This window comes from Bacillus sp. FJAT-49736, assembly GCF_018343615.1.
Classification (GTDB): Bacteria; Bacillota; Bacilli; order Bacillales; family Bacillaceae_C; genus Margalitia.
Map to the genome: position 1 here is coordinate 98,032 of NZ_JAGYPI010000002.1, position 13,239 is coordinate 111,270.

Consider the following 13,239-nt stretch of genomic DNA (forward strand, 5'->3'; position numbering starts at 1 on the left):
CCTCCTAAGATGTTTTTGGATATGCATATATGATATAACGTTTTGGTGCATTTCCTACGTAATGAAACGGGTAACAGGTGGTTAATACAAGTTCTTCCCTCGGTTTCGTTGAATGAATGATGGTTCGGTCATCCGCAGCGACAATTTTCATATGATCAATGATATAAGGAAAGGAACCGTTTTTAAGCTTTACTGTGACCTCATCCCCTTTTTTCAACTCGCCAAAACGTTGAAAAACTGTGTCACGATGTCCGGATAAGACGATTTGATCGTTGCTGCCCGGTAAAGCGGAAGTTTCATAATGGCCAACACCTTTTTCAAGTTGGTCCGGAGATGTTCCTTCCACAATTGGCAGATCTTCCTCTAACCTTGGAATTGTTAATAAACCGATAATATTTTTATCTGTAATTCTTACATGCTTTGTTTTTTTTATATCATTTACCTGAGTGGAGTTGCCCAATTCTTTTGTCATCACTTTCGCTTGATGAAGGGCGGATGCCTGCAGCTCCCGCCCTTTCCAGATTTGAAAGCCACTATAGATGATACAAACTAAGCCTGTGGTCAAGATCACTAACGCAGCTATTTTTTTCATTTTATGACACTCTCTGTTTGCGATTATAAAAATATAGGGCTGCTCCTGCAATTAATAAGATGGCACCTAATGCAAGCACATTATAATAGTTCGTAGCCGTATTCGGAAGCGGCTGTCCATCGGTTGTAGACTTTGTAGCTTGCATTGTATTTTTGCTTTTGCCCGCGGATACGTTCGTTCCTAAAAATTTATAGATGGATCCTTTACCATTTACATATTGCTGATATGCAGTTAAGCCTAATAAAGCTTGTGTTGTTGCAATTAAATTTGCATCGTGGTCAGAAACAATATGGGCAAATCCGCCATTCTTCTGTTGGAATTGCATTAAATGCTGGATCAAATTACCGTTTTTCTTTGTAAATGCCTTTCCTGCAGGATCTATTCCGACAGCAGATAAGCCGATAATAACTTGTGCGGTTGTTTCACTCGCATCACCGCCATTGATATCGCTCGTAAAGCCGCCATTTTTATCCTGTGTGGAAGACAGCCATTTCACCGCTTTATTTATAGCAGTTTTTACTTTAGGTTGATTTTTGTATGGTGCAAGTGCCGCCAATGCCATAGAGGTAATATCAATGCTCGGACTCTTGCCATATAATGCCCAGCCGCCTGATTTCAATTGTTGGCTCACTAAATAATTTACAAGCTTTTGTCTTGACCATTTCGCATTGGTAGGAACCTTATAATTTTTACCGTCATATGCAAGTAGCGCATAGATAACTCCATTTGTCCCTTGATTAGTCATTCGGTCATTGGTATATATTTTCTTAATTAAATTATATCCTTCGATATTTGTGGCATTTCCTCCAGAAGCAGAAGTACCGATTGCCAATCTTTCATAATCAGTCACATTGCGGAATGTACCGTTGTTTTCTTTAAGTGTCTTTTTTATGTTTTTTAAATAACTAGTCGGAATTTTTTTGCCGGACTTTTGCAGAGCAACTAGCTCAAACTCATTGCTTCCGCCATTTTTTTCTACATATGCTACTGCTTTATTGATTGCGGCAGAAAGCTGCTGTTTTGATACACTTGGCAGTTTTTGTCCGTCTGTATTTCCAGAATTGCCCGTACCATTTTCATTATCCTTTCCGGTATTTGGATCCGGCGGTGTTAAATAATTATCAAGACTTAATTGAACATGATCGCCGTCTTTAACCGGATTTGTAGACAAAGAGGAGAGTAAATCCTTCCCGTTCAGAGCTGTCTTCCAAAAATCTCCTTCCATTAATTTTGTATTGCCGATATTTTGGATGAATTCAAAGTAACTAGAATCAACCGCAATGTTCAAGTTTATTTTTTTCACTAAGGCTGCTTGAACCAATGCGTCATATGCGTTAGCACCGTCCACAACCTTGACTTCTGTGTCCGAGATAACGGCATTTCCTTTAGCGTCCTTTGCTGATACCTTGGCAGTTACCATTTTGGGCGGATAGGAGACTACTTTAAAGAATAAATCATCCCCATTTTTTAGCTTGTAGGTGGAAACACCGACTTGAGATACTGCACCATTAATGAAAAATCCCCAATAGGTGCCGTCCTTATTAAAGTCAGGTTTAGATTGTCCGATTTGTTGTACACTTGCCCCGTAATTAGGATCCATTGAATAATCGAAAACAACGTTTTCCTTCGATGTTGCTTCCTTCAAAAATTCAAATGCTGTTTCTCCATCTTTAATCTCCAAAACAGCGTGTGGCAATATCGTATTTCCCTTTTCATCGACTACTGTAATCATCGCTGCATTTTTTAATGTCGCAGCAGAAACTGTCTGTGAAAATAAACCTGATAATTGAAACATGACGAGTAGGATTGCCGTTAAAATAACGGAACCTCTCTTAAATAGCATTGACTTCACTTCATATTCCCCCCGATTAATTGTGAAAATAAAAAAACATCTCCTAAAGTGAAGATGTCGTGCGTCGCAGGAGGCTATATAATCATGTATCATTCCTCGAGCTCAGCACCACCTATCCACGTAGGTTTTTGGTGCAAAAAAATAGGCAGGTCTCCTGGCTCATGATCAACACTCTTTAAATCCTTCCCATCATCATGACAGTGGTTTCAGACTAATATTAGTCTTTTAAAGAGCTCCCATATACAGTGGCGGGACCGCGCCGGTTTTTCACCGGACTTCCCTTTTAATGATCGATTTATCATCAATCAACCTATCTTTCTCACTATTAAATTGATATCGATATTATCATAGATTAATTATGAAGAAAATGTCAAGTGGATGAATTGCAACTAAATTCCAGGATGACATATTCATTCCTCTACTCTTCAAGTTTACTGAGTATCTTTGAAAGCTTTTCAAAAATGATATCGTAATATTCTGGAGAATGTGGAACAAAATCTGTTATTTTTACTTCCATTTGATTACTTGCTAACACATCATTTAAATATTCATAACCTTCGATCGTAATAGATTTTATCGTTCCTTTAAATAAGTCGGTTAGCAGTTGAAATGGAATTTTATAAATACCGGATACTTCTTCAATATCTGGAATAATAACCGATAATGGCTGTTCAAATGAATAAAGATACGTATAGCAAAACTCCCTATCTAAGAATGTATCTCCAGCATAGCTTACTGGAATAATATCAATCCATTCAAGGTCACTCATTTTCACCGGAATGCCTAATTCCTCTTCTACCTCTCTAATGCCATCCTCTGGTTCTTCCCCAGAGGTAAGATGTCCCGCAGCGGTAATATCCAATGAATTGGGGTGGGTATCCTTATCATGCTGCCGTTTTTGAAAAAGCACATACAAATTGTCGTCCTCTATTTGGTAAAACCAACAGTGAAAAGATTTATGCCAATATCCGTTTTTGTGTACTTCCTTCCGTTCTTTAATTCCAATATGGTTCATCTTTTCATCAAATATATCGAATAATTCCTCTGCCATTTTAGCACCTCTAAAGTCGTTTTTTTAAATTGTTCTGTGATTTATTTTAGCTTAGAATATGCTCCCATTCAAAATCTTTTTTAGCAACGCTGTTTTCCTATTGATGTTTGCTTCATATTTTGTTTTCAATCAAAGCTTAAGATTAGTTTCCGATTATTTTTCTTTAATAGATTATTGATTCTTAATCTTTGATAAAAGTTAATTTTATTTTAAGCATGGGGGAATATAATCATTTTCAAAGGCAGATTTCGCATTTATTGTTGCTCTTCGTATATTGTCTCCATTCGAATATAGACTTGGTTTCGGAGCATCTTTATTTTAGATGATTATTGATCCTTAACCAATGAAAGGATGGACATAATGTTTTCGTCCAAAATGCAACAGAGTTTATGAAAAGAGCTTTTTCATAATACAAAATGGAGTGATATATATGGCTAAAAACAAGGGGATTAAATGGCTAGTTGGTTTATCTAGTGTAGCAGTTTTTACCGGCTTGGTCGGATTGTCACAGAAATATGATCAACAAAGCTCCTCTTCCGATACAACCTCGCAGCTAAACAATAACTCCTATTTTCCAAATGACAGTCAAGGAGCATGGGGGAAATCAGGTTCTTGGAGAGACAATAATAATTCCCAATTCGGAGGTTCATCCGATGATGGAAATTATGATGGTGGCTTTTCTGACCGTGGTGGATTTGGAGATAATAGCAGCGAGAATGATGGAGGAAATCAAATTAGAGGACATGCATCCTAAAAAGGACTGGTACATTAATGTATTCTTTTAAGTCAATGAATACTACAATTAGCACTTTTTATATATCGGAAGAAAAACACTCATTAGTACAATCATGGTTTCTTTATGCAGAAAATATATTCAGCCGCTTTTTGCCAAACAGCGAGCTTTCCCAATTTAATCGGTCAAAAGGGCATCTCTTTCTCCCAACCTCCATTCTATATGATGTATTAAAAACATCGGATGACTTCTATAAAGAGACAGAAGGTTTATTCAATCCTTACTTATGTGAAATCATCTGTGATCTTGGATATGATAGAAGCTTCGAAATGCTAGGTTTGCAGGAAGTTATGAAGGGTGATAAAGAATTCGTCATACCTATGAATCCGATTATTTTTGATGAGAGTATGAAAGGGTTAAAACTAATCGATGCTTCTATTGATCTAGGCGGGATTGCCAAAGGCTGGACTGCTCAGCAAATTGCCAATCAGCTTCAAGCTAGTGGAGAGCTTCTTGGTGCAATTTCAGCTGGAGGTGATATATTCCTCTGGGGTGAAAGGCAGAATGGCTGGGATATCACGATTGCACATCCTCGGTATACAAATAAAGATTTATTTTCTTTAAAAGTGATCCGAGAAGCTGGAGTTGCAACTAGCAGCACTTTAAAAAGAAGTTGGAAAACAACAAAAGGAGATACGAAGCACCATATTATCGATCCGCGTTCCCATAATAGCAGTGGATCGGATTTAATTCAGGTTACTATTCTAGCAAATGATTTAACGACTGCAGAGGTCTACGCCAAATGTCTGCTCATTCTTGGATGGGATGATGGAATTAAGTGGCTGAACCGAAAAAAACCTACTCTCGCTGCAATCGGTATTAAAAGGGATCTATCTATTCATGTTGGCGGAGCAATGGAAACCTATTGCTTGGAAGGAGTGAAAAAAGTTGAATCAACTATTTGCTAATTTCAGCCACCTTTTCCCGGTTTGGAATACAACAAGAGCTGCAGGATTAACTTCATATCTTTTATTGTTTATTTCAATTGTTACGGGAATTTCCCAAAGCTTTAAATCTATCCATCCAAAGAAACGCAAAACATTGAATATTATTCATGAATCTACCGGTTGGTTCGGGGTTCTATTCGGATTAGTGCATGGACTTGTTCTAATGTTTGATCAAGATGTAACTTTATCCCTTGGAGAGATCCTAATCCCATTTACAGCTAAAACAGATGCGTTTCCCATTGGTATCGGAACCATTTCCTTGTATATAATGCTGATATTGATTTTAACCTCTGACTTCATGAAAAAAATAGGAGCAAAGCTTTGGCGAGCGATTCACTTTTTATCGTTTCCCGGCTATTTGCTTGGACTTATACATGGTATTTGGCTAGGACCGGATACTAAAATGGGATTAATTTCGTTTTTCTATTATTCTACTGCTATTATCGTCTGCGGATTAGTTATATGGAAAGTGGTCCATCCTCGTAATGGACCTAAGAAAGCTTCTGTTAAATAGAAAAAAGGTACAATCAGTTATTTTAACTGATGTACCTTTTTCATTTACCCTTTATTCGCAGAGCCAATAGCCAAAACATAACCGTCCGGATCCTGAATTGCAAACTCTTTCCATATTCCCCAATCAAATTCTGAAACTGTAAGTTCCTGTGCAAAGGTGGCGCCTTTTTGTTTCCATTCATTATATATATTTTCTAAGGCAGTAAAATCATCCGCATATGCATAAGCGTCCCACACGACTTCATCCTCCGAACTGTTTGGATTTATCGTTTGAGCCTCCTTTGCCTGCAATAATTTAAATCCTAGTTTTATTGTATCATTCCGGAGTGCCCACCAATCTGTTACTTCACAACCTAAAACATCCTGATAAAAAACCTTTGATTTCTCTAAGTCCGAAACAAGTAAAACCGTTAAAGATTGTATTCTTTCCATTTTTAAGTCTCCTTTTTTAAAATTTAATTGGTGCTAAAGGCAGCTTCAATTCATCTGCCGCATGCTCCATAAAGTTCCTGCAAAAATAATAGCACTTCCACTTTTCTATTTTGCCATTTTTCCATTCAATCGTATTTATATCGAATAATCGTTCACCATCTTCCGTTTTTTCCACAAATATAAGGGCAGGCTTATCCCACAGATATGAAGAATGAACATAGACACTTTCGTGCTTACGTTCTTTATCAGGATTAAGTGAGTATTTTGTGATAGTTTCCTTTCCGTATTCCGTACTTCCCATTTCGACAAAACTATATGTTGCTTCGTCAATAATCAAATTGGCTAATCCTCTAAAATCCTTTTGGTTATATTTCTCAATAAATAGTTGAATGGCATCCTTATTGATAGAAGATACTTCGCTACTTCTGCTAGTCAAATCTTGAAAACTAGTTGTTTGTAACCTTTTTCTAGCTCTATGAAGCATGGCATGTACCGCACCCTCTGTCGTTGCGATTAATTCTGCCACCTCCTTAGCAGTAAAACGAAATGACTCCATTAGGATAAAAACTACTGCCTGCCTAGGAGCCAAGTTACGCAGCAATCCTTCTATTACTTCACCTATTTCCAATTGGTCGTTTAAATCTTCTGCGATGCCGCTTTTCTCCTCCAGATTTTCATCCAACAATAGTCCTTTTTTTCGGCATTGATCCAGCCAATGATTGGTTGCGACACGGAAGAGATAGGGTTTCGGCTTTAAAGGTTGTTCTCGATGTGATAAGGCAGAAAGAGAGGCAAACGATTTTAAAACAGTATCCTGTACCAAATCCTCTGCATCCCAAGGTGAACCCGTTAATTTTAGACAATAGTGCCAAAGTTCATGACGATACGGTTGAATCAGATTCCAGAACTTCCCCCAAATATCTTTGCTTTCTTCTCCAATTAACTGCATTTCCGTTTTATACAATGCACATAACTCCTCCTTTTCCAAATCTATCTATATAACGATTCTACCTTAGAAAACTATACGGTGTTTACTAATTTTTTTTATTTTCTAATAAATAGGTATATTCCACTCTCGTATTAAATCAAAATAAAACAATCGTTTCCTAAGTATAAGAAATATTTTCATGTTAAAAATAATCTTTATGAAGTGAATGAGAAGGAGATAGCAAAAGGATGAAGCTTTTTACTGATATAGATTTAGATGGACTAGGCTGTGGTATTGTTGCGAAGCTTGCATATGGAGATGATGCGAATGTTTTTTATTGTTCTTATCGTAATTTAAATCAGCGCGTCGAGCATTTTATTGATAATCCGGAATTTTTCCAAACGGATACATTTATTACCGATCTTGCTGTTAATGAGCATGTAGAAAAAAAGCTAGAAAAAAGGTTTCAGAACGGACATCCTATTCAGATGCTCGACCATCATGTAACAGCCATGCATTTTAACAAATATAAATGGGCTCAAGTCGTTCCAGCATACGAAACAGGCAAGAAAACATGTGCTACCTCGCTATTTTATGATTACCTCACAAAGCATCAGAAAATACAAAAAACAGATGCATTAGATGAGTTTGTCGATCTCGTCCGCCAATATGATACATGGGAATGGGACGAAAATAATAATATAAAAGCTAAACGCTTAAACGATTTATTTTATATGATGGATCGAGAGCAATTTGAGGAGGACTTGATTAGAAGACTGAAAAGCAATCCAGATTCCTTTTCTTTAACAGATAAAGAAAATCTTCTATTAGATATGGAGGACAAGAAAATACATAGATACATCCACTCTAAAGACCGCCAGCTCATTCAGGCATTTGTGGATGAATATTGTGTTGGAATCGTGCATGCGGAACAATATTTATCGGAACTCGGGAATGCATTGCACAAACTAAATCCACATCTTGATATGATCGTTCTAATTAATTCAGGAAACAAAAAAATTGGTTTTCGCACCATTTACGATCATATAGATGTATCGGAATATGCATCCCGATATGGTGGGGGTGGTCATCCGAAGGCATCAGGCTGTGATTTATCTCAGGAAACCTTTGAAAAGTTTGTTGCAAATGTATTTTCTTTACTGCCTCATAAGCCAGATCCAGATCGAAACGAAATTAATGTAAAAGGTGCCGCTTACGGAACGAGTTATGAAAACAGAAAAGGTGAAATTTCATATATCCGGCTAGCTTCTGAGAAAGTGTATGAAGTCATCCATAATGGGAAAGGAATCGAACAAGCCTTTGATTCCTATGAGAGTGCAGAATTCTATATTAAAAGGAACTTTGCTTCTTGGCTTCGTTTCGATAATGATTATATTCGCCATTTGGCTACTGCTTTGCCAGCTACCCTGGATGAAGTAAGAAGGAACTATCAGAATATTATTCGAAGGTTTATTGAGGAAATGGTAAAGTAAGTATGAAAAAGGTGCAGAGCTCTGCACCTATTATTATTTTGATTACGAAAAATCCAAATTTTTAAGTTAATTGATTACGGTCTTCAATCTGAGGCGGTTCTTCCATCCAGCCATTTTTAATCATGATCTTTCCTCCGTCTTGTGCGAAAGTAAAGATATCCTTTGCTATGAATGCCATTTTAGCAGGTAAGTCATTACGTAAACTAAATGCTCCGCCTAAAGCATTACTTCCCAGTCCAAAGGATGCTAACAAACTTGCTTGGAACATCATTAATTTATCCGAAAAAGGTGGAATTTTGGAATCCGTTGCTTTTCCGGCATGTGTAGCGGGAGGTTCAATAAAGCTTTCCCGCAAAAATCCGCCTAATTCCACTTCAATTTTTTTAGACAAATCCATACCTTGGACAAAATAATTCCGCACCTCTTTATTTGTCGCCACTTGCGCAAAGCCAATCATTAATTGCATCCCTATGAGATTTGTTTCAATAGCATGGTGAATAAGGGAAACCTCAACTGTATTTAGCGATCTTTTTTCACCAAATAATTTAAAGCCGCTTCGATAATCCTTATCTTGTACAAAATGCACTTCCTTTGGCATAGACACATATGGCGGTCTTGTCAAAACCCCTTTTTCCAAAAGAAATAGCGTGGTTTGCTTATTGATTTCTTGTGATTGTGCTGTTAATTCGATAAAGAACTCCGAAATATCATTTCGATAGGACATCCCCGTATATAAAGAATAAAGGCTCATTTCCACCTTCGTCATCATATGTAAATACATGATGTTATACAAATAGTCATATAATTTTGGAACACCTTTCTGTATGTCGCTATCGTTAAACCCAACAGGAATGACTGCTCCTTCCTGCTGAAAAATAGTTGTAATTGTTTCTACTGTTTGGGCGGCATTATTATAATGTATTTTAAGCAGCTGCTTTTCTTCCTCGTCCGCATGCTCTAAAAAATGCTCCAATATCCGCATTATCATCGTTTTTTCTTGATAAGAATTCCATAGGTTCGCTAATTCTGATGATGTGATTGGAATTTGACCTGAGGTCATTTTCTTTGCCTCTTTTCGGTTTATGTTTTTTTTAATTTAACCAAATAGAATATTGATTATTACAATTTATGGATTGGTGGGAGTGGAACTCATTTAAAAACTTCTTCAAAAAAATAAAAAAGCATAAACCTTCCAATTGGAAAATTTATGCTTTATTGTGATTAAAATGAAAAATCCACCAAGTATGTATTTGGTGGAGACGGTGGGAATCGAACCCACGTCCAGAAATATTGCCACTTAAGCGTCTACGAGTGTAGTCGATATATTCGCGCTTCGCGACTCCATCTGCCTATCGACAGGCGCCCGGAGCGCTAGCCTGATTGTTCTCTTCCATAGTCCCCAGGCGGAGGACGTCCGGCGTAGCCCACTAAAGTTGAGACCCTGACCCTACCACATGGGCGATGGAGGGAGGATCCGCTACGCTAGCTTACGCTGCGAAAGCGAGGTTTTTGTTAGTTTTGCCAGTTATTATTGGCTTTGGCGTTTTAACGAGGCCGACCCCCTCGACTCGCAACCCAAGCTCAAACTACCCCTGTCGAATCCGTAACGTCCCCATATATAATATTGGGATTTAGGATCAATCCATCTTGAGCTAATGCGTTACAATTTATTATCTAACTGGCTCTTACATGTTTTATTATAACATGAAATTAGTATTTTTCAATTGTAAATTCCTGTATACTATTACATTCAAAGTTCATATGTCGTTTAATACGACTGTTGTTTTGCCTTAAATACTTTTTCCATTTCACGCTTTGCTTCTTTTTTCTTTAGGTCTTCGCGTTTATCGTAATTCTTCTTACCTTTTCCAAGGCCAATCAATAATTTTGCATAACCATCCTTTAAATACATTTTTAAAGGAACTAGTGAATATCCTTGCTCCTTTGTTTCACCAATCAATTTATTAATTTGTTTTCGGTGCAGCAAAAGCTTTCTGGTTCTTAAAGGATCATGGTTATAGCGGTTACCTTGCTCATACGGACTGATGTGCATATTATAGAGAAACACTTCACCCTTTTGAATGCGGGCAAAGGCATCCTTTAAGTTAACACGCCCATTACGGATGGATTTAATTTCTGTTCCCTGAAGTACAATTCCGGCTTCATATGTTTCCTCTATAAAATAATCATGATTTGCCTTTTTATTTTGAGCAACAACCTTTCCTTCCCCTTTTGGCATTTCTTACTCCCCCATTCTTAGGGTGCCAGGCACCCTATTTTCTTTTCTTTTTTCGAGTATTTTTTGGTTTGTTAGAGAAGGACTTCTTTTTCTTCTTAGAGCTTGGAGGACGTGTGGACCATTCGTCAGCCTTTCCCTCATGGCCTGGGCCCATTCGCTTTGTATCTTTTTTATGATCACGAACCTTTACAATACGCGGCTTATCCTCTATTCCCCGGCGAGGCCGGTTATTCTTCATACCGACAATTTCAAAATCAATATCGTGCTCATCCTTATTAACATTGATCACTCGTACTGTAATCTCATCACCGATTCGGAATACATTTGCGGTTCTTTCTCCAATCATAGCATATTGACGTTCATCATATCGATAATAATCGTCCGTCATATAGCTGACATGAACAAGACCCTCAATAGTATTCGGAAGCTCCACGAACATTCCAAAATTGGTGACGGAGCTGATAATTCCGTCGAATTCTTCGCCAATCTTGTCCTCCATGAATTCCGCCTTTTTCAACTCATCGGTTTCACGTTCAGCATCTACCGCTCTGCGTTCCATTTTTGAGGCATGATCTGCAATTTCTCGTAGTTCTGCGTCCCATTTTGCTTGGGTAGCTGCATCCAATTTCCCCTCAATTAAGTAAGTACGAATTAGGCGATGAACGATTAAATCCGGATATCTTCGAATAGGCGATGTAAAATGTGTATAAAATTGAGTCGACAAACCAAAATGTCCGAGACTTTCAGGGTCATATTTCGCTTGCTGCATGGACCTTAACATGACAGTAGAGACAACCATTTCCTCTGGTTTCCCCTGCACTGCTTCAATAATCTCCTGCAATGCTCGAGGATGCACAGCATTTGCTGTTCCTCTGACAATTAGACCGAAGTTCGTAATGAACTCAAAAAAGCGTTGCAGCTTTTCCGCCTTCGGATCCTCATGGATACGATACATGAATGGTACTTCTAACCAATGGAAGTGCTCGGCAATCGTTTCATTAGCTGCAAGCATGAATTCTTCAATTAATTTTTCTGCAACAGACCGTTCGCGGAGAACGACTTCTGTAGGCTTGCCTTCTTCATTTACTAACACCTTTGCCTCTTTAAAATCAAAATCGATTGCGCCTCGAAGCATTCTTTTCTTTCTAAGTATCCCAGCAAGCTCCTCCATTGTTTCAAACATCGGAACTAGTGGTTCATAACGATTTATTAATTCCTCATCTTTATCTACTAAAATTTTATTAACATCCGAGTAAGTCATTCGTTCCGTCGTTTTAATAATACTTTCAAAAATTTCGTGTTTCACTACTTCACCGTGATCATTGATTTCCATTTCACAGGAAAGAGTGAATCGATTCACCTTCGGATTCAAAGAGCATATTCCATTCGATAAACGATGCGGAATCATCGGAATAACTCGGTCAACCAAATACACACTCGTTCCTCTTTCAAATGCTTCCCGATCGATTGGTGAGCCTTCCGTTACATAATGGCTGACATCGGCAATATGAACGCCAAGCTTATAATTACCATTTTCTAATTTTGATACTGTAACTGCGTCATCTAAATCCTTTGCATCTGCTCCATCAATCGTTACAATTACTTCATTGCGTAAATCACGGCGTGTTCCGATTTCACTTTCGTCAATGGTGTCAGGAACCCGATTCGCTTGGTCGATAACGTCATCCGGAAACGCCTGCGGAAGTCCGTACTTATGAATGACGGAAAGGATATCAACACCAGGGTCATTTTTATGGCCGAGGATTTTAATTACTTCTCCCTCCGCATTTTTTCTGCCTTCAGGATAGGAAGTTAAGCGGACTACTACCTTGTGGCCTTCAACTGCTCCTGCATTGGCGTTTTTCGGAATAAAGATATCACTATCGAGCTTTTTATCATCGGGAATAACAAATCCAAAGTGTTTACTTTCTGTGTAAGTACCGACAATTTCTTGAATGCCACGTTCCAAAATACGGACAACCGTACCCTCACGCCTTGCTCCGGAGCTCTGATCAGATACTCGAACAAGCACAATATCCCCGTGCATGGCATTATTTGTTTCATGAGGCGGAATGAATATATCATCATATCCAGGCTCTTCTGGTGTCACGAAGGCAAAGCCTTTCGCATGCCCAGTCAGCTTTCCTCGTACTAAATTCATTTTTTCCGGAAGGCCATAGCGGTTACTTCTAGTTCTAACTACTAAACCCTTCTCTTCCATATAAACAAGTGTTTTTACAAATTCCTTAAAATCAGTTGAATCTACTATTCCAAATGCTTCTTCAAGCTCTTGGACCGTTAATGGCTTATATGTTTCATCTCTCATATAATGCAAGATGCGTTCAACCTGTGAAAGTATATTTTCTTCCAATTTCATCCCTCCAATAATGGGAACCTCT

General features: G+C 38.1%; 12 protein-coding genes, 1 other RNA gene and 1 riboswitch. Of the genes, 4 read left to right on the forward strand and 9 right to left on the reverse strand.

All coding sequences use genetic code 11. The annotated features are described in order from the left end of the window. Positions 1-4: 4 nt before the first annotated feature. The 3 genes from KHA87_RS12115 to KHA87_RS12125 form a co-directional block, all read right to left on the reverse strand. On the reverse strand, positions 5-592 hold the full coding sequence (locus KHA87_RS12115) for a class D sortase (protein WP_213094430.1): 588 nt from the start codon (positions 590-592) through the stop codon (positions 5-7). Between the two features lies 1 nt (position 593). Further along, positions 594-2,435: a DUF4430 domain-containing protein gene (locus KHA87_RS12120; RefSeq protein WP_249310434.1), complete on the reverse strand. Its 1,842-nt coding sequence runs from the start codon at positions 2,433-2,435 to the stop codon at positions 594-596. Positions 2,436-2,571: 136 nt separating this feature from the next. Next, positions 2,572-2,773: riboswitch (cobalamin riboswitch) on the reverse strand. A gap of 89 nt (positions 2,774-2,862) precedes the next feature. Beyond that, positions 2,863-3,495, reverse strand: coding sequence for an NUDIX hydrolase (locus tag KHA87_RS12125; RefSeq protein ID WP_213094432.1), 633 nt, complete (start codon positions 3,493-3,495; stop codon positions 2,863-2,865). Between the two features lie 430 nt (positions 3,496-3,925). On the opposite strand from KHA87_RS12125, the gene KHA87_RS12130 reads away from it, so the two are divergent. From KHA87_RS12130 to KHA87_RS12140, 3 genes are read left to right on the forward strand one after another with little or no spacing between them, the layout of a single operon-like run. Next, positions 3,926-4,249, forward strand: coding sequence for a hypothetical protein (locus KHA87_RS12130; protein ID WP_213094433.1), 324 nt, complete (start codon positions 3,926-3,928; stop codon positions 4,247-4,249). Between the two features lie 17 nt (positions 4,250-4,266). Further along, complete coding sequence (locus KHA87_RS12135) at positions 4,267-5,196, forward strand: FAD:protein FMN transferase (protein ID WP_213094434.1); 930 nt, start codon at positions 4,267-4,269, stop codon at positions 5,194-5,196. After that, positions 5,177-5,749: a ferric reductase-like transmembrane domain-containing protein gene (locus KHA87_RS12140; RefSeq protein ID WP_213094435.1), complete on the forward strand. Its 573-nt coding sequence runs from the start codon at positions 5,177-5,179 to the stop codon at positions 5,747-5,749. Before KHA87_RS12135 ends, KHA87_RS12140 begins: the two co-directional genes overlap by 20 nt. A 44-nt stretch (positions 5,750-5,793) precedes the next feature. Here the strand turns inward: KHA87_RS12140 and KHA87_RS12145 are convergent, their stop codons facing one another. Beyond that, the gene (locus KHA87_RS12145) at positions 5,794-6,180 is read right to left on the reverse strand and encodes a VOC family protein (protein WP_213094436.1); all 387 of its coding nucleotides are present in this window, start codon (positions 6,178-6,180) and stop codon (positions 5,794-5,796) included. Positions 6,181-6,196: 16 nt separating this feature from the next. Continuing rightward, a complete protein-coding gene (locus KHA87_RS12150) occupies positions 6,197-7,144 on the reverse strand; it encodes an RNA polymerase sigma factor (protein ID WP_213094437.1) in 948 nt (315 codons plus the stop codon). A gap of 212 nt (positions 7,145-7,356) precedes the next feature. On the opposite strand from KHA87_RS12150, the gene KHA87_RS12155 reads away from it, so the two are divergent. Continuing rightward, entirely contained in the window at positions 7,357-8,601 is a 1,245-nt protein-coding gene (locus KHA87_RS12155; RefSeq protein WP_213094438.1) for a DHH family phosphoesterase, read from the forward strand. A 61-nt stretch (positions 8,602-8,662) separates the two neighbouring features. Here KHA87_RS12155 and KHA87_RS12160 read toward each other — a convergent pair whose 3' ends face one another. From KHA87_RS12160 to rnr, 4 genes are all read right to left on the reverse strand, one after another. Next, the gene (locus tag KHA87_RS12160; RefSeq protein ID WP_213094439.1) at positions 8,663-9,661 is read right to left on the reverse strand and encodes a DUF3231 family protein; all 999 of its coding nucleotides are present in this window, start codon (positions 9,659-9,661) and stop codon (positions 8,663-8,665) included. Positions 9,662-9,852: 191 nt separating this feature from the next. After that, positions 9,853-10,215: a transfer-messenger RNA gene (gene ssrA, locus KHA87_RS12165) on the reverse strand. Between the two features lie 154 nt (positions 10,216-10,369). Beyond that, positions 10,370-10,840: an SsrA-binding protein SmpB gene (gene smpB, locus KHA87_RS12170; protein WP_213094440.1), complete on the reverse strand. Its 471-nt coding sequence runs from the start codon at positions 10,838-10,840 to the stop codon at positions 10,370-10,372. 34 nt (positions 10,841-10,874) lie between these two features. Beyond that, positions 10,875-13,166: a ribonuclease R gene (gene rnr / locus KHA87_RS12175; RefSeq protein WP_481748367.1), complete on the reverse strand. Its 2,292-nt coding sequence runs from the start codon at positions 13,164-13,166 to the stop codon at positions 10,875-10,877. Positions 13,167-13,239 lie beyond the last annotated feature (73 nt).

Excerpts from the sequence above, each read along its gene's own strand:
- KHA87_RS12115 (WP_213094430.1), bottom strand. The coding sequence starts at position 592 with ATGAAAAAAATAGCTGCGTTAGTGATCTTGACCACAGGCTTAGTTTGT.
- KHA87_RS12120 (WP_249310434.1), bottom strand. The coding sequence starts at position 2,435 with ATGCTATTTAAGAGAGGTTCCGTTATTTTAACGGCAATCCTACTCGTC.
- KHA87_RS12125 (WP_213094432.1), bottom strand. The coding sequence starts at position 3,495 with ATGGCAGAGGAATTATTCGATATATTTGATGAAAAGATGAACCATATT.
- KHA87_RS12130 (WP_213094433.1), top strand. The coding sequence starts at position 3,926 with ATGGCTAAAAACAAGGGGATTAAATGGCTAGTTGGTTTATCTAGTGTA.
- KHA87_RS12135 (WP_213094434.1), top strand. The coding sequence starts at position 4,267 with ATGTATTCTTTTAAGTCAATGAATACTACAATTAGCACTTTTTATATA.
- KHA87_RS12145 (WP_213094436.1), bottom strand. The coding sequence starts at position 6,180 with ATGGAAAGAATACAATCTTTAACGGTTTTACTTGTTTCGGACTTAGAG.
- KHA87_RS12155 (WP_213094438.1), top strand. The coding sequence starts at position 7,357 with ATGAAGCTTTTTACTGATATAGATTTAGATGGACTAGGCTGTGGTATT.
- KHA87_RS12160 (WP_213094439.1), bottom strand. The coding sequence starts at position 9,661 with ATGACCTCAGGTCAAATTCCAATCACATCATCAGAATTAGCGAACCTA.
- smpB (WP_213094440.1), bottom strand. The coding sequence starts at position 10,840 with ATGCCAAAAGGGGAAGGAAAGGTTGTTGCTCAAAATAAAAAGGCAAAT.
- rnr (WP_481748367.1), bottom strand. The coding sequence starts at position 13,166 with ATGAGAGATGAAACATATAAGCCATTAACGGTCCAAGAGCTTGAAGAA.